Raw genomic sequence first — 21,434 nt, forward strand, 5'->3', positions numbered from 1 at the left:
GAGGCGCGTTGGCGCGAACCATTCCCAATCAGCCCTGCCCCTCGACAGCGTCGCCGAGATTGCGGACGACCTTCTTCCAGCCCTCGCTCATGTTTTGATAAGCCGTGTCGTTGCGCGGAAGCTCGAAGCCGGAATGGACGAGGCGCAGGCGCGTCCCGGTCGCGACCGGCGTCAGGGTCCAGGTGACGATGGTGTCGAGCAGCGAGCCATAGCCGACATTGCCGTCGTGGCCGCCGGTCCAGGCATAGACGAGGCGTTGGTTCGGAACGACCTCCAGCACACGGCAGCGGATGGTGCCGTCCCACTCCCCCGCGGGCCGCGTCTGGAACGTGAAATCCTTGCCCGTCACCGGCTCGAAGCCGGTCGGCGCCATCATCCAGCGGGCCATCAGGTCGCCGCTCGTCAGCGTTTTCCAGATCGTCTCCGGCCGATGCGGGAAGATTTCGTCGACGACGATCTCCTTGGTGTCCGGCGTGACTGCGACATGGTTCATGGATCGATCTCCTTCAGAAGGCTCCGCAGGCTGGCGAACCGCTCGCGCCAGAACACGCCGTAATGACTCATCCAGTCGACGAGGGGCGCCAAGCCTTCCGGCTCGGCGCGATAGAAGACCTTGCGGCCCTCGGGCCGCTCCGCGACGAGCCCGGCCTGCTTCAAGGCTTTGAGATGCTGCGAGATGGCGCCCTGCGTAACGCCGCTCCCGCGCGTCAGCTCGACCACCGAGATCTCCCCGGATCCTGCCACGCGCTCGAACACGGCCCGCCTTGTGGGGTCGGCAAGGGCGCGCATAACGGCATCGATTGAAGCGGTTTCGTTCATGAACAATCAATTAGCATAGACTAAATAATTAGTAAATACTAATTGTTTGCGCAGATCAGACGGACGTTACGACATTGCCCGATCTCCAAAACGTGATTATGTTTCATGAATGAGTATGCCCAGCCCTGCTTTGGCCGCGTCCGACGATGTGGAACAACTCGCAGGCGACCTGATCGCCTCGATCTCCAGCACTGCCAGAGGCGCCCTCGACGGCGCCCTGCAGCAGGCGCTCGCCCGCTCGATAGAAGCGAAGGTTGCGGCCCGGCTCGCCGTGGTCCTGGAGGGCATCGGCGATGCCTTCTATTCCCTCGATGCCGACTGGCGCTTCAGCTACATCAACCGCGCCGCGGAGGCCTATTTCGGCGTGCCCCGCCAGACCATGCTCCGCCGCATGATCTGGGACGTCTTCCCCGCATCCGAGGGCACCGACCTGCGCCGGCGCTACGAGGAGGTCTTTGCCTCGGGCCAGCCCCTGGCCTTCGAGGCGGAGGCTGTGGGGCGTCAGGGGCGCTACCTGGAATTCCACGTCTTTCCCTACGACGGCGGCATCGGCGTCAGCTTTCGCGACTGGACCGAGCGGCGTCAGGCGGAGGAAGAGCTGCGAGCGAGCGAGGCGCGCCTGAGCGCACTCGCCAACAACGCTCCCGCCTGCATGTTCTACCAGACCAGCCATTCCCCTGATTTCCACGACCGCAGGGTGCTCTACGTCTCGAAGACCTGCGAGCGGCTCACCGGCATTCCCGCCCATGAGGTGCAGGCCAATCCGGGCCTGCTCTACAACCTCGTCCTGCCCGAGTTCCGCCAGAGGATCTTGGAGCGTGAGCTCGAGGCGCATCGCGAACTCAAGGAATTCGCATCCGAATTCCAGATGTGGCACGCGAAGACGGGGGAACCGCGCTGGTACCGCATCATCGTGACACCGCGCCGGCTCGAGAACGGCGGCACGGTCTGGGACGGGATCCAGATCGACATCACCGAGCACAAGCGCTCCGAGGAGCATCTGCTGCTTCTGCTCAACGAGCTGAACCACCGGGTCAAGAACACGCTCGCCACCGTGCAATCCCTCGCCGCCCAGAGCTTCCGCGGGATCAGGACAGGGAGCTTGGAGGACCTGCCCTCGGCCTATGCGAGTTTCGAAGCCCGCCTCTTCGCCCTCGCCCGCGGCCACGACATCCTCACCCGGGAAAACTGGGAGGGTGCCAGCATAAGTGACATCATAGCCCAGGCCTTCGCGCCCTATCGCGACCTCTCCGGCGAGGGCGGCCGGCTTATGGTCGACGGGCCGGACCTGCGCGTGCCCCCGCCGATGGCGCTCAGCCTGTCGATGGCCCTGCACGAGCTGTGCACCAATGCGGTCAAGTATGGCGCCCTGGGGTCGTGCGAGGGCGAGGTCCATATCTCCTGGTCGACGCTCAAATCCGCCTCCGGCGAGCGCCTCGTCATGCGCTGGGAGGAACGCGGCGGCCCTATCGTCACCACCCCTGCCCGCAAGGGCTTCGGCTCACGGCTGATCCAGGAAGGGCTGGCGCGGGAGCTGAACGGCGAGGTGCGCCTGATCTACGAGCCGTTCGGGGTGGTGTGCACCGTCGACGTGCCTCTTTCTTGAGCAGATCGGTCGGTCGCTCTCACGACGCCATAGATCATTAGTCGATAGTGCCGCGTGGCTTCTTGCGAATGCAACCCAATTCAGTTCAATAGGCGCCAAGTGGCGGAAGTCACGATCAGAGAGGAAGATAAGCATGAAACGTCGCCAGTTTTTGCAGGCAACCGCCATCGGTGCCGCCTCGACCGCGGTCGCCGCTCCGGCCATCGCCCAGTCGATGCCCGAGGTCAAATGGCGCCTGCAGTCGGGCTTTCCGAAGTCGCTCGACACCATCTATGGCGGGGCCGAGGTGATCGCGAAGTTCGTCTCCGAAGCGACGGACGGCAAGTTCCAGATTCAGGCCTTCGCGGCCGGTGAGGTCGTTCCCCAGCCGCAGATCGCCGATGCGGTCGGCAACGGCACCGTCGAGCTCGGCCATACCTGCTCCTACTATTATTTCGGCAAGGATCCGACCTTCGCCCTCGGCACGGCGGCCCCCTTCGGCCTCAATGCCCGTCAGATGAACGCCTGGCTCTATCAGGGCGGCGGCAACGATCTGCTGAACGAATTCTACGCCAAGCACAACCTCTACGGCATGCCCGCCGGCAACACCGGCGTGCAGATGGGTGGCTGGTTCCGCAAGGAGATCAAGACCGTCCAGGACCTGCAGGGCCTGAAGATGCGCATCGCCGGCATTGCCGGCCTGGTCATGCAGAAGCTCGGCGCGGTGCCGCAGCAGATCCCCGGCGGCGACATCTACCCGGCCCTCGAGCGCGGCACCATCGACGCCGCCGAGTGGGTCGGCCCCTACGACGACGAGAAGCTCGGCTTCTCGAAGGTCGCGCCGTACTACTACTATCCTGGCTTCTGGGAAGGCGGCCCGGCGATCCATCTGTTCGTCAATCAGGGCAAGTGGAAAGAACTGCCCAAGGCATATCAGGCGATCCTGACCACAGCTTCCGCCTACGCCAACAACGACATGCTGGCGAAGTACGATGCCCGCAACCCGGCCGCTCTTCGCCGCCTCCTCGGCGCCGGCACCCAGCTGCGCCCCTATTCGCAGGAGATCCTGGAAGCTGCCTACAAGGCGACCAACGAAGTCTATGACGAAGTCTCGGCCAAGAACGCCGACTTCAAGAAGGTCATCGACTCGGTGAAGGGCTTCCGGAACGAAGAATACCTCTGGTTCCAAGTGGCCGAATACGCCTACGACACCTTCATGATCCGCGCCCGCGCCCGCGGGTAATCCTGAAGCGCAGCCGATCCGAAAAAGGGCGATCCTCCGATCGCCCTTTTTTATTGGCCCGGCCATGGCCACATGAAGCGGTCCGAGGCCTGAACTTCGCGGGGCGACCGACCGACGATGCGCTGGACCTTTCGCATCAGCTTTCTTCTCCTGCTGGCCTGGGCCATCTTCATGGTCTCGCCCTTCGTCGCGCTCTACGATCTGTCCAAGGCCATCGAGGCGCGCGACCTTGCGCGGATTGCCGAGCGCGTGAATTTCAACGCGCTGCGCGTCTCGCTCGCGCACCAGATCCTCGGCGAATTTCTCAAGACCCAGGATCTTGCAGGGCTCGACCGGCAGGCAGCAACCCAGGCCGGCACAGCCACCCTCAACCCCGTGCTGGAAAGCCTCGTCACGCCGCAGGCTTTGATCGATCTTCTCGACGACCCGAAGCTGCGGCAGAGCGCGACCGGAGGCGGTCATGCGCTCGTCCCGACGGGCCTCGATGCGGAGTCGCTCGGCCGCATGTGGCGAACCTTTCTCTTCTCGGAATCGCAGGGCTTCCGGGCGATCACGATTCCGTTCCCGGTGGACGAGGCGAAGGACAGGCAGTTCCGGATCACCCTGCGGCTCAGCGGCACGACCTGGCGGGTCACCGGCCTCGAGCTGCCATCGGCGCTTCAGCACGAACTGAGCAGGCGCGCAGCTGCCATGAAAAAATGACGTCGAGCTTCACGAGAGCAGAGCCGAACCTCACGCAATGAAAAGCCCGCCTGAGATTTCAATTTCAGGCGGGCTTTCCGATACGCGACACAACACGCACATCCCGGCACATCCCTCATCGGCCGCGCCATGTATAAGCATAGTTCAGTGGACGAACAGCCACCCCACCATCGCCAGAGGAAACACAGTGCCGAGAATAAAACAGATGACATTCGAAGTCATACGCTTCTCCTCCATGGCACGATAACAAAGAACATTACAATACGTTCCCATCACCGACGACCGATCAGGGAGATTAGGGGAACACCATGAAGATGTAGTCTGAAAGATCTGAAGACTACATCGGGCAGTCCCAAGGGAACAACGCCGCCCTGCTTCGATTGGATTAGCGGCACATAACGAGTGAGGCGTAAACGATGGACGATCGAGACCGTTCCTTTCGAAGCTTGACGGGGGATGCGGACTTTGTCCGCAAGACCCTCATCGTGCTCGGTCTCGGGCTTATGGCGCTTCTGCTCTGGAAGCTGTCCGATGTGCTCCTTCTCGCCTTCGGTGCCGTTCTGGTCGCCATTCTCCTGCATGCGGCCGCCGACGCGCTCGTGCGCTATCTGCGCGTGCCGGAGCGCTGGAGCCTGATGATCGCCAGCCTCGTTATCTTCGCGCTGTTCCTCGCGATCATCACGCTGTTCGGGACACAGGTCCGCGCGCAGTTTTCGAACGTGGTCGAGCGGCTCCCGAGCGCCATCGACAATTTTTCCAAGCATCTCGGCGTCGGACCGATCACCGACGATCTGTCGGAGATCGTGAACAACGCGCAGACGAGCAGCATGGCGGCACGCCTTGCCGGCATCGGCGGCGCCATTCTCAATGGATTGACCGACTTCATTCTCGTGGTGATCGCGGGCCTCTACATCGCCGCCGCGCCGCGCCTCTACGAAAAAGGCTTCATCAAGCTCTTCCCCATCCGCCACCATGAACGCGTCGAGAGCACGCTTGAAGCTTCAGGAAAGGCCCTGCGGCTGTGGCTGACGTCGCAGCTCATCGCGATGGCCTGCGTCGCGGTACTCGCGACCATCGCCTTCTGGCTGATCGGCCTGCCCTCAGCCATCGCGCTCGGCCTCATCGCGGGGCTTGCCGATTTCATCCCCTTCCTCGGCCCGGTTCTCGGCGCCCTCCCCGCCGTGCTGATCGCGTTCAGCATCAGCGGCGAGACCGCGCTCTGGACCATCGTCGCGATGATCGTGATCCAACAGCTCGAAGGCAACGTCATCTTCCCGCTCGTCGCCCGCAGCATGATCAGCATCCCCCCGGCGCTCGCCCTCTTCGCCATCCTGATCGGCAGCGTCCTGTTCGGCGGCCTCGGCCTGATCTTCGGCTTTCCGCTCGCGGTCGTGACCTATGTGCTGGTGAAGAAGCTCTACGTGCGCGAGACGCTGGGCGAGCGGACGGAGGTGCCGGGAGAAGGCGAGGAAGCCAAGCCGCGATGAACCTCAAACTTCGTTCATCGACAGCAACGAAATATTATTATATAATAGCGCCCCTGTTATGGATTCCAGCCAAAATTCGCGGGGAAAGCTATGTTTTTGACGGTCCAATCAGTATCCAAGCCCGCAGCCGACATGGCTCCCAACCAAATTTCCCTGGGCGAGGGGGGAGTAACAGCCAACGGATCCTCGATTGACCCTCAGATCAGCGCAGACGGGCGATACATCCTATTCACCAGTCTTGCTTCTAACCTCGTCTATGGCGACACCAATAATACCGCTGACATCTTTCTCAAAGATCTCCGCACGGGCATCCTTGAGCGCATCTCCACAGCTCATGGTGGAGCCCAGGCGAACGGCACATCCATCGATGCCTCGATCAGTGGCGACGGACGCTACATAGTCTTTAGAAGCAATGCTCCTAACTTAGTACATGGGGACAACAACCCTGGAGAAGACCTCTTCCGCAAGGATCTTTCGACAGGTGCCGTTAAGCTAATCTCTACGAACGTGTTCGGTTACCAAGCGGAAGCTCCTTGTGAGAATCCGCAATTAAGCGCTGACGGCCGCTATGTTGTCTTCGATAGCGGCGCCAGCAGCCTTGTGAACAATGACACCAACAACGGGTTCGACATCTTCCGCAAGGATATCGTTAGCGAACAAGTGTTGCGCCTGTCCACCGCTTCTAATGGCCTGCAGGCGAACGGGGCATCTAAAGGCGCGCATTTTACGCCAGATGGGCGCTACATGGTCTTCCAGAGCGCGGCCACAAATCTCGTCACCGGAGCCGTTGACCCCAACGACAATAACCGCGCATATGACATTTTCCGCAAAGATCTTGTCACCGGCGCGGTCGAGCGTGTCTCTATCGCCGGCAACGATGTAGCCGATGGTGAATCTATCAATGCCCGAATCAGCGCCGACGGGCGCTACGTAATCTTCGAGAGCACCGCAACCAACCTCGTCATCGACGACACCAACGGCAAGCGCGATATCTTCCGCAAGGATCTCGTCACCGGCACCATCGAGCGTATCTCCGCCTTCGGCAATGGGCAGGCCAATGGGGAATCCCGCACAGCCCAATTCAGTGTGGACGGACGCTACGTCATCTTTGAGACAAGGGCCACCAATCTCGCCGCAGGGGCTACAAGCTCCTCTTGGGACATCCTCCGCAAAGATCTGGTCACGGGCGGGATCGACCGTTTTGTCGGTGCTGGCGGAGCGAACGGTTACCTCGCCAACGCCCAGATGAGTGCAAATGGGCGTTATGCGGTCATTCAAAGCGATGCCACCAATCTGGTGCCTGGCGACGGGAGCAATAACGTTGACATTTTCCTATATGACTTCTTCTACGAGTCTTATGGTCATGAGATCAGGGAAGGCCGTTTTCTCGAGGTAAAGCTCGGCACGGGTGCGGCCTCGAGCGCGACGATTTCCTGGGGCGATGGCACGTCGAGCAGCGTCACGCCTACCGCAGGCTCCGCCGCATTCCACCACGCCTACGCCACCACCGGCATCAAGGCAGCCTCGGTGACCTTGGTCGAGGGCGCACTGGAGTGGAAGGTGCCGCACACAGTCAATGTCACTGCAGGCACGATGGCCCGCAACACCGTCCTCGCCGACACCCTCTCCGGCGGCGCGGGTACAGACAGCCTCACGGGTGACGCCTTCGCAAACATCCTGATCGGCAACGGCGGCAACGACCGGCTCATCGGCGGCTTGGGTGTGGACACCCTCACCGGCAGCAAAGGCAAGGATGTGTTCGTCTTCGACGACAAGGAAACCGGCTCCTCGAAGAGCAAGGCGGATTACATCCTCGACTTCAAGGGCAAGGAGGGCGACAAGATCGATCTCAAGCTGGTCGATGCCGACACCAAGAAGAAGGGCGACCAGAAGTTTTCCTTCATCGGCGACAAGGCCTTCACCAAGGCCGGTCAGGTGCGCGTCGAGAAGACGAAGAAGGAAACCTTCGTCTATCTCAACACCGACAATGACAAGGCGGCCGAGGCCGTGATCAAGCTGAAGGGCTCCATCGATCTCAGCAAGGGATGGTTCGTACTCTAAGGGCCCCTCCTCCCTCGCATCCCGAAGCCCCGCCACGGCGGGGTTTTTTCTTGGTTGTGAGTGGGCTTTTCCGTCCTACCCTTCCAGAGGCCGGCGCGACAATTCCGTCGTGACTCGGGAGTGTCGAACCAACGTCATCAAGGAACCGGCTTCGCATTCTCCAGCCGTTCCCAGATCGCTTCCGCCGCCTTCTCGTATTCGCCGTCGAAATGGTGTCCACCTTCGAGAGCGACGCGTTGCGCAGTGCCGAGTTCGGGAGCCGTGCACGACGTCTCGTCATCGTCGGCTTCCTCTTTGCCGTAGATGCACTGCGTCCGATCGAGCGGGAGCTGATGCAGCAGGGGTGCGAGAGGACGGCTCTCGGGTGAGGCTGCACCGATGAAGCCTTCGACGGTCACTTCGAAATCCGCATTGGTGCCGAGCGCGAGCAGCGACACGAGGCTGACGCGATCCCGCACGCGTTTCGGCAGCTGAGGCCAGACATCCGGCATGATGTCGGAGCCGAAGGAAAAGCCGACGATGGCATAGCGGTTGGTGCCGAACTCGGCGCCGTAATGATCGAACAGAAGGCCGAGATCGGCCGCCACATCCTGCGGGCTCTTCTTGGACCAGAAGTAGCGCAGTGAATCGACTCCGACGACGGCGACGCCCTTCTGTGCCAGCCATTCGCCGATCGACTTGTCGATGTCGCGCCAGCCGCCATCGCCGGAAATGACGATCGCAAGGCCCGTCACAGGCCCCTCGGGCTTGATGATCGATACAGGCAATGCGGAATGTCCGCGCTCGCCGGTCTTTCCGAGCTCCAGCGCATTGTCGACGAGCGCTTGCCGCGTTTCGGCCTCGTTGCCCGCGGGCACGAAATCGACATTGTCGCCATCGCCCTGGAAAGCCTCAACGCGGATACGCTCGGCTTCCGGCGATATCGCCCGCCAGGGTGCGGGAAGGTTCGCTTCCTGGCGAAGGGCGAAGAAGCCGTCTCCCGCCTGCTCCAGAGGCGTATCGAAGCAATAGGTTCTGTCGGAGCGCAGCAGCGGCTTGAAACCGATCCCGATGCCGCCACCGAGCGTGTTCACCGGCGCCTGTGCCAGTGCCGCATAGGCAAACGCTGCGCCATCTCCGCGTCCGGCGATGACCGGAAAGAAATAGCGCCCCAATCCGAGCTTGCGCTGCACCGCCTCCGCCAGATCCTTCAGGTCGTCGGAGACGTAGTGACACTCGTCCGTCGCAGGCGACTTGGCGAAGTCGGCACGGAGCGCATCGAAGTTGAACGAGACGGCGACGATGTCGTTCTCGGCGAGAGCAAGCGCATCCTGCCGGCGCGTATCCGCATCGGACTCGTCGTCGACCAGGATCACGAGGCCCTGTGCCGGACGGTCCGAGCGTACGACTTCGACGGAACCGAAGCCGTCCACGTCCATCGTGACCGTCGAGATCTGTGGCGGCGTCAGAGCGGACCACGCCGAACGCCCGAGGAGGATGCTTCCCAGCACCAGAGCCGCGAGTGCGAGCAGGCTTGCCGTGATACGAAAAGGCCGGACATACTTCATGGCCGTGCTCCTTTGCCGACCGTCTTCACCGGACTGCCGGAGATCAGGTTGGTGACGTCGAGCAGGATCTGCGGCAGGGCCCAGCCGCCCGGGCATGCGAGATAGCGCGGCTCCCAGACGGGCTTGAATTTCTCCTTGTAGGCCCGCAATCCCTTGAAGCCGTAGAAGCGCTCGCCGTTGCGCGCGACGAAGGCCGCGATCTTGTGCCAGCTCGGCGCGAGGCGATGGCCGGAGAGGCCGGAGAGCGGCGCCATGCCGAGGTTGAACCAGCGATAGCCGCGCGCCTTGCCCTCCTGCATCAGGCTGACGAAGAGGAGATCCATGATGCCGGAGAATTCCGGCAGATGGCGCATGAGATCGACGGTGAGCTCGCCGCCCGGCTGGCCATACCAGATGTTGGCGAAGGCAACGATGCGGCCTTCCCGGCGAATGACGGCGACATCGAAGCGCGAGAGATAGCTCTCCGACCAGAAGCCGATGGAAAAGCCCTTCTCGCCGGCGCGGCGCTGGGTGAGCCACGCATCAGACACGCGCTTGAGTTCGGCGAGATGGACCGGCACATCGGCGGCCGGGACGATTGCGAATTCGAAGCTCTCGCGCTTGGCCCGGTTGAGGGCGGCACGCCAATCCCTGCCGATCTTGCCCTCGGTGGTGAACTCGGCGAGATCCACATGGGCCTCCTCGCCGAGCTTCACGAGAGACAGGCCGCCATCGAGATAGAGCGGCAGATGGGTCGGGCTGACCTGGTAGAAAACGGGCCAGCCCGCGTGACGGTCGACTTCCTCGAGGAAGCGCCACATGAGATCGGCAGCGCGCTCGGTCGAACCGATGGGGTCGCCCATGACGATCCAGCTCTTGCCGCGCACCGCATACATCAGGAAAGCATCGCCCGCTTCGTGGAAGAGAAAGCGCTTGTCTTCGAGCAGTGCGAGATGCGCATCGGCGCGCTCGGCCTGTGCGAGCGCGGGCGTGAGCGCGTCGAGCCGCAGCGGCTCGGCCCGTCGCGGACTCGGCGAGCGATGAATCATGGCATAGAGCGACAGGCCGGCACCGATGACGACCGCGACGAGGCTGCTGCGCAGAAAGCGCGAGGCGTCGTCCTGCCAGCTGAACTGCCACCAGAGGTCGTGACTGTAATCCACGTCCTGGAACGCGGCGAGGCCGAGCCAGATCGAACAGCCGACGACGAAGCCCAGAGCGACGAGCCAGCGCGGCTCGAGCGGCTCCGCGAAGATGCCGGCCTTGCGGTAGAAGGCCGAGCGGTGGGTAAGAAGCAGCACCAGCACGCCGCCGAGGACGAGGGCCTCCTCCCAGTCGAAGCCCTTGGCGAGCGACACCACCATGCCGGCGCCGATCACCAGCACGGCCATGGTCCAGGCGCCCGAAAGGCGGCGCATGAGACCGCGCGAGAGGATGAGGAGCACCACGCCCGCCGTGCTGCCGACGAGATGCGACACCTCGGCGAAAGGCAGCGGCACCAGATGCCTCAGGGCGCGAATGCGCGAGTAATCATTGGGCAGGGCGCCGGAGGTGAGCAGGACGAGCCCTCCGAGGACCGTGAGGGCGGCGAGCGCGGCCGGCACGAAGGGCAGGATGAGCCGTCGGATGCGGCGCACGGCCTGCGAGAGCCGGGCGTCGGAGCGGCGCAATTCGTGGACGGTGAAAACAGTCACTGCGATCAGGAATGGGATGAGCGTATAGGTCAGCCGCCAGACCAGAACCGCGGAAACAAGTTCGGCCGTGGGCGCATCGGGCAGAGCCAATAGGAGCGCCGCCTCGAAGGCGCCGAGGCCCGCGGGAACATGACTGGCGATGGCGAGCAGGATTCCACCCGCGAACAAAGCCGCGAAGGCCGGAAAGCCGATGCCGATATCCGGCGGCAGGAACACCCAGAGCGCCGCGGCAGCCGCCGAGACGTCCACGAGACCGAGACCGATCTGGATGAGCGCTCCCCTGCCCCCCGGCAGGCGGACCAGCGCCTCGCCGCGGCCGATGACGCGCTCGCCCTTGTGGGTCCAGATCACGTAGCCGGCCAGCGCAAGCAGCAGAACAATGCCCAGAACCTGGTTCAGGCCGACGGGCAGCCGGTCGAGAGCGGCGAGAGCCTGGGGCTGCAGGGCGGCGCTGATGCCGAGAACGGCCGCCATGCCGGTCCATAGGGTGACGGCCGCCACGGCCGTAAGCTTCGCGACCTCGGCGAGGTTCAGTCCGGCCGCGCCGTAGATGCGCCAGCGCACGGCGCCGGCGGTAAAGAGCGGGAAGCCGAGCGTGTGTCCGATGGCATAGCTCGTGAAGGAGCCGACAGCGATGGTCCTGTAAGGAATCGGCTTGTCGGTCGCCGCACGCACGCCGAAGAGGTCGTAGCCGGTGAGCGCGCCATAGCTGAGGGCACTGAAGAACAGCGACAGCGCGATCACATGCGGGGGCGTGCCGAGCGCGGTCGCGGCCACTGCGGAAAAGTCGAGCCCGGCCAGCAATTCGGCCAGCAGATAGATCATGGCGGCGATGATCGCGACGATTCCGGCGGGCGCGACCCGATGCAGGAGCACGCGCCAATTCCTGGCCGACGGAGCGGGTTTCGGAGGAAGGCAGGCATCGGATGCGGCACCGGCCGCTTCGATGCTTCCTTCCTCGGACAGCGCATCGCGCCCGGAACGAGGCTCGGCGGTACGCAGAGCATGGGTGGACATGGGGAGATCTTTCGTCTGTTGCTGAGCGTCGGATGGTTCCGACACTTGGCGGGTTCCACGGCGGCTTCGATGCCTGGCGAAACCCGGTTGGGAGCGCGCAGGAACGCGCGGCCAAGCCTGCGGCGCGAAGGGCGCGGCAGGTGCCTCAGACGAGCGGGGGACCGGTGGGCGGGGCGGCGCAGTGCCGATGGGAGGGGGGAGCGGTGGGATAGGCGCTACGGCCGGTCTCGATCAGCCGGCTTCGGTCGAGAACGATCTCGGTCCAGCCTGGAAGCAGCGCATAGCCGAACCCATGGCTTTTTTCGGACTCGTCCGTGACGATCCGCTCCGCCTGGAAAGCATCGTCGGCGAGGATGATGGCCGTATCGAGCGTCCGCTCGATGATGCGGATGCGATCATTGTCGTCGAACAGGCGCGGCTCCGCCTGCGCCAGGCCTGCCATCAGCAGGAGCGCGAGGAGAGGCTGCACGAAGCCCAGGATGATGCGGTTCAGGTTCACGAAATCGAATCGCTTCCGTCACTCGTTGCGATCGTCGCACAGGCAAGCTGAATGGTTGCTGATTGGGGCGAAAGCAAGTTCCCCTCCCCGGGGCAGCCTCAGGCGCCGGGATCCTCCATCGGCCAGTCGGTGATCCGGTTCAGGAGTTCCGCGACCGTGAAATCCTCCTCCGGCCCGGCGACCCGGTCGCGGACGGAGATGCCTGCCGCATGAACGGTCTCGGGGTCGCCAGAGACGAGCGGGTGCCACCAGTAGAGGTCATGCCCCTCTGCTAGGAGACGATAGGCGCAGGTATGGGGCAGCCAGGACAGGCTGCGCACCGCATCGGGCGTCAGGCGGACGCAATCGGCCACCTTCTTCTGACGGTTCGGATAGTCGCGGCAGCGGCACGTCTGGTCGTCGAGGAGAGTGCAGCCGACATCGGTATACATCACCTCGCCGGTATCCTCGTCCTCCAGCTTGACGAGGCAGCAGCGCCCACAGCCGTCGCACAGGCTCTCCCATTCGGGAAGGCTCATGGCGTCGAGGGACTTCACGCGCCAGAAAGGTTGCTCTTCCGGCTCGGGGCGAATGGCGGGTGCGGCATTTGGCATGTGGGCGCTTTGACGTCTCTTTGAGGCGGTTTGAAGGAAGGTGCTAAACGGCACATAGGAGCAAGCCATACCTCCGAAGCGGTAAATCTCTGTGAACCTACACAGGAGGTTCTGAGTTATTATATCAACCTCGTCGCGCGTAGCCGTTGCCGCAAGGGGATTCAACGATCATAACAGGGCAGTCAGGCCCCGACCTGCCCCGAAGGACCGCCGTGAGCCAGCAGCCTCCCATTTCCTTTATGACGCGGATCAAGCGCGCGGCGCTGGGATTCGACGCATGGCTCAACTCGACCCTGTTCCAGAGCCGCCGCGGCTTGGCCGGGGCCTGGGGATGGTATTCGGAAAAGCTGAAATGCCTGCGCTTCCGCGGTCCCGTGCGAGGCCTGCTGGACCTGACCAGCGAGGCGACGACCCTCGGCACCGTCGGCGCGGTCGCGATGCTGGCCCTCGCCCTTCCGGCCTTCCGGGAAACCGAGGACGACTGGCTCAAGACCCAGGACCTCGCCGTCACCTTCCTCGACCGCTACGGCCAGGAGGTCGGGCGCCGCGGCCTGCATCTCGACGATTCCTACAAGATCGAGGATTTCCCCGATTACATGATCAAGGCCGCGCTGGCGACGGAAGACCGGCGTTTCTACGACCATTGGGGCATCGACCCCATCGGCACCTTCCGCGCTCTTGTGGTCAATACGCAGGGCGGAGGCGTGGTCCAGGGCGGCTCCTCGATCACCCAGCAGCTGGCCAAGAACCTCTTCCTGACCAACGAGCGCTCCCTCGAGCGCAAGATCAAGGAAGCTTTCCTCGCCGTCTGGCTCGAATTCCACCTGACCAAGGACGAGATCCTCAAGCTCTATCTCGACCGCGCCTATATGGGCGGCGGCGCCCATGGCGTGGTCGCGGCGGCGGATTACTATTTCAGCAAGCCGGCCAAGGACCTCACCCTGGCGGAATCCGCCATGTTGGCCGGCCTGTTCAAGGCGCCGACGAAATACGCGCCCCACGTGAACCTGCCGGCGGCCCGCGCGCGGGCAAACGAGGTGCTTCGCAACATGGTCGAGGCAGGCTTCCTCACCGAGGGCCAGATCCAGACCGCCCGGCGCAACCCGGCGACCCCGGTCAGCCGCGAGCGCGAGACCACCCCCGACTTCTATCTCGACTGGGCCTTCGAGCAGGTGAAGGCTCTCGCGGCGGAGAAGAAATTCGGCAACGAGCGGGTGGTGATCGTCAAGACGCCCCTCGACACCGCCCTTCAGCGCCATACGGAAGAGACCCTGGAGAACATGCTGCGCCAGCATGGGCGTCAGTATAAGGCAGGCCAGGGCGCCATCGTCGTCATGGACGTGGACGGCGCCGTTCGCACCATCGTCGGCGGGCGCGATTACGGCCAGAGCCAGTTCAACCGCGCCACCGGCGGCCTGCGCCAGCCAGGATCCTCGTTCAAGCCCTTCGTCTACGCAGCGGCGCTGACCACCAACCCGAAGCTCCGGCCCAACTCCATCGTGGTCGACCGGCCGATCTGTCTGGGCAACTGGTGCCCGCAGAATTATGGCCGCTCCTTCGCCGGCTCGATGCCGCTTGTCTCCGCCCTCGCCCGCTCGATCAACTCCATCCCGGTCCAGATGTCCGTCGAGATCGGCAAGGGCAACGCCAAAGCCGGCCGCGCCGTCATCGTCGATACGGCGAAGCGCATGGGGCTGACCCATCCGCTCGCAGATTCGAGCTCGCTGCCCATCGGCGCCGCCGAGGTCACCCCGATCGACATGGCGGCCTCGTATGCGGTCTTCGCCAATGGCGGCAAGCGGGCCGATCCCTACGCCGCCTGGGAAGTCCGCAACTCCGCCGGAGATGTGATCTACCGCCATGACCGGGACACCCCGCCCAAGCAGGTGCTCGACACCCGCGTGGTCCAGGACATGAACTTCATGCTCAACAAGGTCGTCGAGGAAGGTACCGGCAAGCGCGCGGCCCTGGAAGGCATCCCGGTTGCGGGGAAGACCGGCACGACCAACGGCTACAAAGATGCCTGGTTCGTCGGCTATACCGGCAACCTCGTCGCCAGCGTGTGGTACGGCAACGACGATTCCACGCCGATGAACGAGATGACCGGCGGCACGCTTCCGGCGATGACCTGGCACGAGGTGATGAACCTCGCGCACCAGAACCTGGAGATCCGCCCCATCCCCGGCGCGAGCCCGGCCAACGCCAACCGCGTGGCCTCCGCAAGCCGCCCGAGCGCGGATCAGGCCCAGGCGCCCGCCCAGGGTTATCTTGCCGGCACCCTCTCGCGCCGCTCCTATGAGGTGCTGGGTACCATCGGCACCCTGTTCCAGTCCGTCGAGCGTTCGGTCGCCGCGGGCAAGGCGCCCGAAGCGCCGGGCAGTTCGGCAGCCGTCGACGGCCGCCGCCAGGTCGCGATGCCCTGACGAATGCAGATCGAGGCCCCCTTGACGAACGCCACTGCGGCCGCTCCGATGCGCGCGCCCATGACCACGCCCTCGACCGTCTCCCGCCGCCGCGTTCCGACCGCCATTCTCGTGGTCTATGCGCTGCTGCTGGCGCTGGTGCTGGGCCTGGGCTCGACCTATCGCGCCATCAACGGCAATCCGCCCTTCGGCAGCCTTCGCCTCGGTCCATGGCAGGCCTGGCCCAAGCTCGGTTCGCCGGAGGCCGACCCCTATATGCGCGCGATCCTGGCTCATCGGAGCGATGTCCCGCTCGCCACCGGCGAGGGACTCGGCTTCGTCGCGGCCCAGGACAGCGAGGGGCGGCCGCTCAATTCCGCCTGCACCTACAGCCTCGGCACGACCGCTCCCATCGCCCGCCTGTGGACCGTCACTCTCTATGACGGCGAAGGCCGTCTGCCCGCGACGGAGCTCGGGCGCCGGAGCTTCACCTCGGCGGAAGTGCTTCGAGACTCCCAGGACCGCTTCACCATGACACTCTCCCGCAGCCTGCAGCCCGGCAACTGGCTGCAGCTGCCGGCCAACGGCCCATTCATGATCTCGCTACGCCTCTACGATCCGCCGGGGGCTGCCGGAGCCAATCTCGAAGAGAGCGACTTTCCCGCGATCCAAAGGCTGGGATGCGGCTCATGAGAGGTTTCGGTCGCTTTCTGATCGCCACCCTCTGCGGTCTCGTGATCGCGGTCGGCGTCCATATCGCCGCCATTTTCGCGAGCCCCTACCTCGCCGAGCAGGATGCCTTCGCCAAGGTGCAGCCGACCCGGACCTCCGACAAGGCGCAGATCATCAGCGCTCCGGGTGGCGAGAACACGTGGCTGCCGCGGCCCGATCCCGCCGTCGCGGTGGCCGCCTGCGCCTTCGATCTGCGCAACGGCCCCATGCGCATCGCCGCGCGGACGGGGACGCTGCCCCTCTCCTTCTCCTTCCATAGGGAATCGGGCGGCGTGTTCTTCGCCGTCACGGACCGCGCTGCCGTACGCGGAGAGCTGGAAATCGTCGCCATGACCGCGCGCCAGCTCGACGAGGCGCGTGCGGCGGAGGACGAGAATGATCCGTCGCGCGATGTGCGGATCGTCTCGCCCGAGCAGCAGGGTTTCGTGATCGTGCGCGTGGCTGCTCCCATGCCGAGCCTCCGGCCGCAGGCGGAGGAAGCGGCGAAGGCCGTCTCCTGCACGGTCGAACAGGACCAGTAGATTCATGCCCTGGCGTCCGATGACGTCCGAGGATCTGCCGCAGGTGCAGGCTCTCGCGGACGAAATCCATGTCGACCATCCGGAGGATCTCGAGATTCTGGCCGAGCGCCAGCGCCTCTATCCGGATGGCTGCCTCTTGCTGGTCGAGGATGGCACTGCCATCGGCTACGTGCTCACGCATCCCTGGCGCTTGGGCGAGCCGCCGCCGCTCAACCGGCCTCTCGGCCAATTGCCCGATGAGGCAACGACATATTACGTCCATGACGTCGCGCTGCTGCCCTCCACGCGAGGAAAGGGATATGCCGCGCAGGCAGCAGCGATGCTGATCGCGCATGCACGCGAGGCAGGCTTCGACAATCTGTCGCTCGTCGCCGTCAACAGGTCGCAGGCGTTCTGGGAGAAGGTTGGGTTTCGCGCTGTGGCCGTGCCCGGCCTGGAGGCGAAGCTCTCGAGTTACGGACCGGATGCGGTGCTGATGGTACAGCAGGTCCCCGGCGCCTGACGGCGCCACGTCGTCAAATGCAATCGACCGAAATCAGGAGCGGCGGCGTCCGGGGCCGTTCGAGGCGACGGGACGGGAAGGACCGGGATTGGGAGACGGCCTCTCGTAGCGCACGCCGGTGAAGAGAAGGATCTCGCCCCGCGGCTCGTCGGCGGATGGAAGCGGACGCTGCGGCCGTTCCGCGCTGTCCGGAAAGGCGATCACCACCGCCGGTGATCTGGTCCATAGATCTTGCATCGTGCCCTCCTCTTACTTGCCGCCGTCTGCATGGATGCATCACTCACAAAAAGAGAGGTATGGTTAACAGTTCGTTTCCGTCGGCCGGCACGCTGCGGAAAAACCCTCGGCCTGACATGAAAACAACAGTTGCTGCCGCGCTTATGTTCCACATCGGAATGCAGCAAAATCCGGTTCGGCCCGAACTCGTTAAAGAGACGCTAAGGAACGGCCTTTAGCGTCTGGCGAGTTGCGTTGAAGCGAGTTTTCGTATGGCGTCCTCTGCGAACCCGGATCCCTGGTCGGACCTGTCGAATCTCGCATCCTCGGACGGCGGCAATGCCGATGCCCGAACCGCGCTTCTGAAGGTGAACGCGGAGATGTTCGTCGCGGCTCCCGCGCGCGACCGCGAGAGCATCGAGACCTTCGAGGCGCTCGTCCTCGGCTTCCTGCCGAGAACAGATGCGTTCACGCGTCGCGAGCTCGCTCGGATTCTCGCGCCCTGCCCGGATACGCCCGCCTCCATCCTCGACTATATCGCCCGGCATTCGGACGACGTGCGGAAGGCGATGCCCTGGCACGCGATCCAACCTTCATCCACGTCGGCACGCCGATTGCTCGCGACCGCCGCGGGACGGCTGCACCTTGCATCGCAGCCGGATCTCGACCCGGAGGTCCTGCAGGACGTGCTCGCGCTCGGAGAGGATGCGGTCGAGGATGCCCTTGCTGCCAATTCGGCCGTTCCTTCGACTCATCCCGCCTTCGAGAGACTGCTGCGCAGGGCGCATCATCGCCCTGACCTCGCCCGAATCCTTCTTGGCCGCAGCGACCTCGGCGCTGCGGAGGAAGCCTCGCTCTATCTGGCAGCGAACGCCGAGCGCCGCCGCCTGATCCGCGAGCGCCTCGGCGTTCTTCTCGCCCATCGGCGCCTCAACAGGTCGTTCACGCTGAGCGAACAGGATGTCGGCGGCCTCGTCGCGACGGCCCTCTCGAGCGATGCCGGTCAGCTGGAAGGCCAGCTGACAGCGCTGTTCGATTTTCCCGCCACGACCGAATGGCGGATGCTGGAGACCGGGCGTCATCGCCTTCTCGCGCTCGCCCTGACCGCCCTTGGCGTGACGCGCCGGGACGCGATCAGGATCTTCCTTACCCTGCATCCCGCCCTCTCCTATCCGCTCTCCGCGATGAGGGAGCTTTTGCGGGAGATGCGCGACGTGCCCGCTCCCATCGCCCTTGTTCTCGTCGAATCCATTCTCGGTGCGAAGACCCTCTCGGGCGACGACCTCGCCTGAGTGCGAGGCTGCAGGCGAGAGCGCTTTCTGCTACATTGCCCCGTCGGATCGAGTGACGGAGGATCGGATGTTCCTGCAGACCATCGAGGAAGACGAGGCCGCTGGCCCGGTTGCGGAGATCTACGAGAAGCAGAAGGTACAGCTCGGCTTCGTCATGGAGGCCGCCAAATGCTTCACCGCCCGCCCCGATCTGCTGCCGATCTATACCGATTTCTCGGACAGAATCCGCGCAGGGTTTTCGCTGGGCTTGCGTGAATGGCGCCTGATCACGCTGATCGCCGCGAAGCAGATCCCCTCCACCTATTGCTCGCATGTCTACGGCAAGCAACTCATCGGCGATCTTGGGTCGAAGGAAGCGGTGCTTGCCGTACAAAGCGATTTCCGCAATGCGGGGCTGTCGGACAAGGATGTGGCGATGCTCGCCTATGCCGAGAAGGTCGCGCGCGATGCTCCCGGCATTTGTCAGGCGGATATCGATGCCGTGCGAGCGGCGGGCTTCTCCGACCGGCAGATCTGCGACATCGCTCTCTGCGCCGCGTTCCGCTGCTTCGTCAGCCGCTTCTTCGACGCGGTCGGCGCGGGCACCGAGCAGGCCTTCATCGATGACGACGAAAGCTTCCGCTCGGCGATGACGGTTGGCCGCTCCCTTGCGTGAAAAATCCTAGAGATGATTTCACTTGCGTGGAATCATCTCACTTCTTTGGTGCGCCGCATTTTTTGACGGCGAGCCGGATCCACCTCGCCGAAAAATGCTCTAAGGCCGCGGTCGTGGAACGGGAGTCGAGTGGCGCGGTCTCGGTTCCTCGACGAGCCGGAACCGTACCGGCGGCGATGTCCAGTCGAAGGGAAGCTGAAGCGGAACGGTGCAGGGTGTCAGCATGATCCGCCCGTCACCGTTCCTGACCTCGAAGACGTAGCCCGGCCGCTCCATGTGGGTGCAGTCGGGCCAGCGTTCGAAATCGATCCATTCGCTCATCGAGACTGTCTCGTGTTCCTGTCAGAGATAGAAGTCCCCCGCCGCAAGCGACGATACCGCGATCTTGATGCGGAAATCGGCTGTCTTGTCGCCGTTGACATCCCCCGATAGGACACCGCTGACGAAATTCAGCTCCCCCGCATGGCCGGCGAAGGACTTCGAGCCGATGAATGAGAAGGCCTGATTTCCGCTTGACTTGGTGTTGGCATCGATGTTGCGCAGATCGATATGATCAGTGCCGCGCAGGAAGTCCTGGATCGTGTCGCGCGCAGACGAAAGCGAATCCTTCGTCGAGTTGAAATCGAAGATGTCTGCTCCGGTTCCTCCCGTGAGAATATCCGCTCCGAGACCGCCTTCGAGGATGTCGTTTCCGGCGAGACCGTAGAGCTTGTCCGCTCCCGCTCCTCCCTTGAGCAGGTTGATGCCGTCGTTGCCGGTCATCGTATTGTTGCCTGAGCCGCCGATCGCGTTCTCGATGAGCGCGCGCATGTCGCCTTGATTGAGCAGCGCATTGGCGATGTTGCCGACGGCGAGCTGCGACCCATCCGACTTCAGCCGCGCGAGCTGGCTCGTCGATGTGGTGGTCCATTCGCCGGGGCGCAGATCGATGTTGATGCCGCCCGCATAGTTCGAGAAGTCATAGGTGTCGGTGCCGCCGCCGTCCCAGACCGTCAGGAAGATCCTGTTGTCGCCGGGCCGCCCCTGGCCGGCCCCGTTGATGAACATCTCGCCGGTCGTCGGGCTCCAGCTATAGGTCGTGTTGCCGCTGTTCGTCGCGTAGTTCGCGCCGTACATCTGCTGTACGGCTGCGATATCGTACATCATCAGCGACTGGCCGTAGCCCCAGGCCTCGTTGGTGAAACCGGAGGTCGGTGAGCCGCCCTTGTACGAGCGGTAGCTCATGATCGAGTATTCCAGCGAGTCCCGATCGATCGGCATGACGTTGCCTTCGTGCGGGTGGTCGAGGCCGAGCGCATGGCCGGTCTCGTGCAGGAAGACCTGGTAGGCATATCCGCCCTTCACCGGATCGACGAAATAGCCGTTGGAGCGGTTGAACCAGACGTCGCCGCCCTCTTCCCTGGTGGTCGGAACGTAGGCCCAGGCGGTCGGGGTTTTGTCGGATTGGCCATAACGCAGATCCGCGTGCTGGCTCATAGTCTCGTCGAGCTGGGTAAAGGTGAGGTTCGCTACCGCGGAATAGATTCGCAGGGCCTCGCGGGCCATGGTCTGCTGCGGCGCGCTCAATCCACCGAAATTCGTGGTGTTCTCTGCGTTGGCGTAGTTCGTTCCGTAATAGGATCCATTCGTCGGAAAACTATAATAAATGTTATTACTGGCCCATTTGAAATTGCCGAGAACTCCGTCGATATAGGCATTTCCGGTCATGTTGTAGGAAGTAATTGCCGACATGAACCACCTTATTTGGAAAATATTCTGAAGAATTCGAGACCCGCATTGCTGCGGAACCGAAGAGGTTCAACTGTGGGGTCTGAACTTGCAACTACTCCAAAGGGGTAGAACTTCCGTCTTAATTGCCCGGAAGCTTAGCCGGAGGGTGCGCCCAAGC

The 21,434-nt window shown here is 63.6% G+C and carries 20 protein-coding genes; 11 read left to right on the forward strand and 9 right to left on the reverse strand.

Translation table 11 applies throughout. The annotated features are described in order from the left end of the window. Positions 1 to 28: 28 nt before the first annotated feature. Complete coding sequence (locus tag JKL46_RS04970) at positions 29 to 493, reverse strand: SRPBCC family protein (RefSeq protein WP_201830388.1); 465 nt, start codon at positions 491 to 493, stop codon at positions 29 to 31. Further along, positions 490 to 819: an ArsR/SmtB family transcription factor gene (locus JKL46_RS04975; protein WP_201830390.1), complete on the reverse strand. Its 330-nt coding sequence runs from the start codon at positions 817 to 819 to the stop codon at positions 490 to 492. The genes JKL46_RS04970 and JKL46_RS04975 overlap by 4 nt, the downstream gene beginning before the upstream one ends. A gap of 109 nt (positions 820 to 928) precedes the next feature. Between JKL46_RS04975 and JKL46_RS04980 the strand changes: the two genes are divergently transcribed. The 5 genes from JKL46_RS04980 (at position 929) to JKL46_RS05000 (ending at position 7,897) form a co-directional block, all read left to right on the forward strand. Then, complete coding sequence (locus tag JKL46_RS04980; RefSeq protein ID WP_201830392.1) at positions 929 to 2,425, forward strand: sensor histidine kinase; 1,497 nt, start codon at positions 929 to 931, stop codon at positions 2,423 to 2,425. 133 nt (positions 2,426 to 2,558) lie between these two features. Beyond that, positions 2,559 to 3,647, forward strand: coding sequence for a TRAP transporter substrate-binding protein (locus tag JKL46_RS04985; protein WP_201830393.1), 1,089 nt, complete (start codon positions 2,559 to 2,561; stop codon positions 3,645 to 3,647). A gap of 117 nt (positions 3,648 to 3,764) precedes the next feature. Further along, positions 3,765 to 4,349, forward strand: coding sequence for a DUF2939 domain-containing protein (locus JKL46_RS04990; RefSeq protein WP_201830394.1), 585 nt, complete (start codon positions 3,765 to 3,767; stop codon positions 4,347 to 4,349). A 416-nt stretch (positions 4,350 to 4,765) separates the two neighbouring features. After that, complete coding sequence (locus JKL46_RS04995) at positions 4,766 to 5,836, forward strand: AI-2E family transporter (RefSeq protein WP_201830395.1); 1,071 nt, start codon at positions 4,766 to 4,768, stop codon at positions 5,834 to 5,836. Between the two features lie 90 nt (positions 5,837 to 5,926). Next, the gene (locus tag JKL46_RS05000; RefSeq protein ID WP_201830396.1) at positions 5,927 to 7,897 is read left to right on the forward strand and encodes a PD40 domain-containing protein; all 1,971 of its coding nucleotides are present in this window, start codon (positions 5,927 to 5,929) and stop codon (positions 7,895 to 7,897) included. 137 nt (positions 7,898 to 8,034) lie between these two features. Here the strand turns inward: JKL46_RS05000 and JKL46_RS05005 are convergent, their stop codons facing one another. The 4 genes from JKL46_RS05005 to JKL46_RS05020 form a co-directional block, all read right to left on the reverse strand. Continuing rightward, positions 8,035 to 9,444, reverse strand: a complete 1,410-nt coding sequence (locus tag JKL46_RS05005; protein WP_201830397.1) for a virulence factor family protein — start codon at positions 9,442 to 9,444, stop codon at positions 8,035 to 8,037. After that, positions 9,441 to 12,134 (reverse strand): bifunctional lysylphosphatidylglycerol flippase/synthetase MprF, encoded by a 2,694-nt coding sequence (gene mprF / locus JKL46_RS05010; protein WP_201830398.1) that lies wholly within the window; start codon positions 12,132 to 12,134, stop codon positions 9,441 to 9,443. The genes JKL46_RS05005 and mprF overlap by 4 nt, the downstream gene beginning before the upstream one ends. Before the next feature lie 145 nt (positions 12,135 to 12,279). Further along, a complete protein-coding gene (locus tag JKL46_RS05015) occupies positions 12,280 to 12,633 on the reverse strand; it encodes a hypothetical protein (protein ID WP_201830401.1) in 354 nt (117 codons plus the stop codon). A 98-nt stretch (positions 12,634 to 12,731) separates the two neighbouring features. Then, positions 12,732 to 13,226: a YcgN family cysteine cluster protein gene (locus JKL46_RS05020; protein ID WP_201830403.1), complete on the reverse strand. Its 495-nt coding sequence runs from the start codon at positions 13,224 to 13,226 to the stop codon at positions 12,732 to 12,734. 239 nt (positions 13,227 to 13,465) lie between these two features. Between JKL46_RS05020 and JKL46_RS05025 the strand changes: the two genes are divergently transcribed. The 4 genes from JKL46_RS05025 to JKL46_RS05040 are packed head-to-tail and all read left to right on the forward strand — an operon-like array spanning position 13,466 to position 17,383. Continuing rightward, positions 13,466 to 15,649 carry a transglycosylase domain-containing protein gene (locus tag JKL46_RS05025; protein ID WP_210381270.1) on the forward strand — a complete coding sequence of 728 codons (2,184 nt, stop codon included), beginning with the start codon at positions 13,466 to 13,468 and terminating at the stop codon, positions 15,647 to 15,649. Positions 15,650 to 15,670: 21 nt separating this feature from the next. Further along, on the forward strand, positions 15,671 to 16,321 hold the full coding sequence (locus JKL46_RS05030) for a DUF1214 domain-containing protein (protein WP_201830407.1): 651 nt from the start codon (positions 15,671 to 15,673) through the stop codon (positions 16,319 to 16,321). After that, positions 16,318 to 16,881, forward strand: coding sequence for a DUF1254 domain-containing protein (locus JKL46_RS05035; protein WP_201830408.1), 564 nt, complete (start codon positions 16,318 to 16,320; stop codon positions 16,879 to 16,881). The genes JKL46_RS05030 and JKL46_RS05035 overlap by 4 nt, the downstream gene beginning before the upstream one ends. 4 nt (positions 16,882 to 16,885) lie before the next feature. After that, positions 16,886 to 17,383: a GNAT family N-acetyltransferase gene (locus JKL46_RS05040; RefSeq protein ID WP_201830409.1), complete on the forward strand. Its 498-nt coding sequence runs from the start codon at positions 16,886 to 16,888 to the stop codon at positions 17,381 to 17,383. Positions 17,384 to 17,416: 33 nt separating this feature from the next. On the opposite strand, the gene JKL46_RS05045 is transcribed toward JKL46_RS05040, so the two are convergent. Beyond that, positions 17,417 to 17,620 (reverse strand): hypothetical protein, encoded by a 204-nt coding sequence (locus tag JKL46_RS05045; protein ID WP_201830410.1) that lies wholly within the window; start codon positions 17,618 to 17,620, stop codon positions 17,417 to 17,419. Between the two features lie 251 nt (positions 17,621 to 17,871). On the opposite strand from JKL46_RS05045, the gene JKL46_RS05050 reads away from it, so the two are divergent. Both JKL46_RS05050 and JKL46_RS05055 read left to right on the forward strand, forming a co-directional pair. Then, positions 17,872 to 18,891: a hypothetical protein gene (locus JKL46_RS05050; protein ID WP_201830411.1), complete on the forward strand. Its 1,020-nt coding sequence runs from the start codon at positions 17,872 to 17,874 to the stop codon at positions 18,889 to 18,891. 67 nt (positions 18,892 to 18,958) lie between these two features. Then, a complete protein-coding gene (locus JKL46_RS05055; RefSeq protein ID WP_201830412.1) occupies positions 18,959 to 19,546 on the forward strand; it encodes a carboxymuconolactone decarboxylase family protein in 588 nt (195 codons plus the stop codon). A gap of 99 nt (positions 19,547 to 19,645) precedes the next feature. On the opposite strand, the gene JKL46_RS05060 is transcribed toward JKL46_RS05055, so the two are convergent. Beyond that, on the reverse strand, positions 19,646 to 19,867 hold the full coding sequence (locus JKL46_RS05060) for a hypothetical protein (RefSeq protein WP_201830413.1): 222 nt from the start codon (positions 19,865 to 19,867) through the stop codon (positions 19,646 to 19,648). Between the two features lie 21 nt (positions 19,868 to 19,888). Then, the gene (locus JKL46_RS05065; RefSeq protein ID WP_201830414.1) at positions 19,889 to 21,277 is read right to left on the reverse strand and encodes a M10 family metallopeptidase; all 1,389 of its coding nucleotides are present in this window, start codon (positions 21,275 to 21,277) and stop codon (positions 19,889 to 19,891) included. Positions 21,278 to 21,434 lie beyond the last annotated feature (157 nt).

The sequence above is a fragment of the Microvirga zambiensis WSM3693 genome (assembly GCF_016735695.1).
In the GTDB taxonomy this organism is placed as follows: domain Bacteria; phylum Pseudomonadota; class Alphaproteobacteria; order Rhizobiales; family Beijerinckiaceae; genus Microvirga; species Microvirga zambiensis.

Excerpts from the sequence above, each read along its gene's own strand:
- JKL46_RS04970 (WP_201830388.1), bottom strand. The coding sequence starts at position 493 with ATGAACCATGTCGCAGTCACGCCGGACACCAAGGAGATCGTCGTCGAC.
- JKL46_RS05050 (WP_201830411.1), top strand. The coding sequence starts at position 17,872 with ATGGCGTCCTCTGCGAACCCGGATCCCTGGTCGGACCTGTCGAATCTC.
- mprF (WP_201830398.1), bottom strand. The coding sequence starts at position 12,134 with ATGTCCACCCATGCTCTGCGTACCGCCGAGCCTCGTTCCGGGCGCGAT.
- JKL46_RS05040 (WP_201830409.1), top strand. The coding sequence starts at position 16,886 with ATGCCCTGGCGTCCGATGACGTCCGAGGATCTGCCGCAGGTGCAGGCT.
- JKL46_RS05020 (WP_201830403.1), bottom strand. The coding sequence starts at position 13,226 with ATGCCAAATGCCGCACCCGCCATTCGCCCCGAGCCGGAAGAGCAACCT.
- JKL46_RS05065 (WP_201830414.1), bottom strand. The coding sequence starts at position 21,277 with ATGTCGGCAATTACTTCCTACAACATGACCGGAAATGCCTATATCGAC.
- JKL46_RS05035 (WP_201830408.1), top strand. The coding sequence starts at position 16,318 with ATGAGAGGTTTCGGTCGCTTTCTGATCGCCACCCTCTGCGGTCTCGTG.
- JKL46_RS04990 (WP_201830394.1), top strand. The coding sequence starts at position 3,765 with ATGCGCTGGACCTTTCGCATCAGCTTTCTTCTCCTGCTGGCCTGGGCC.
- JKL46_RS05060 (WP_201830413.1), bottom strand. The coding sequence starts at position 19,867 with ATGAGCGAATGGATCGATTTCGAACGCTGGCCCGACTGCACCCACATG.
- JKL46_RS05000 (WP_201830396.1), top strand. The coding sequence starts at position 5,927 with ATGTTTTTGACGGTCCAATCAGTATCCAAGCCCGCAGCCGACATGGCT.
- JKL46_RS05005 (WP_201830397.1), bottom strand. The coding sequence starts at position 9,444 with ATGAAGTATGTCCGGCCTTTTCGTATCACGGCAAGCCTGCTCGCACTC.
- JKL46_RS04980 (WP_201830392.1), top strand. The coding sequence starts at position 929 with ATGAGTATGCCCAGCCCTGCTTTGGCCGCGTCCGACGATGTGGAACAA.
- JKL46_RS05025 (WP_210381270.1), top strand. The coding sequence starts at position 13,466 with ATGACGCGGATCAAGCGCGCGGCGCTGGGATTCGACGCATGGCTCAAC.
- JKL46_RS05055 (WP_201830412.1), top strand. The coding sequence starts at position 18,959 with ATGTTCCTGCAGACCATCGAGGAAGACGAGGCCGCTGGCCCGGTTGCG.
- JKL46_RS05045 (WP_201830410.1), bottom strand. The coding sequence starts at position 17,620 with ATGCAAGATCTATGGACCAGATCACCGGCGGTGGTGATCGCCTTTCCG.
- JKL46_RS04995 (WP_201830395.1), top strand. The coding sequence starts at position 4,766 with ATGGACGATCGAGACCGTTCCTTTCGAAGCTTGACGGGGGATGCGGAC.
- JKL46_RS04975 (WP_201830390.1), bottom strand. The coding sequence starts at position 819 with ATGAACGAAACCGCTTCAATCGATGCCGTTATGCGCGCCCTTGCCGAC.
- JKL46_RS04985 (WP_201830393.1), top strand. The coding sequence starts at position 2,559 with ATGAAACGTCGCCAGTTTTTGCAGGCAACCGCCATCGGTGCCGCCTCG.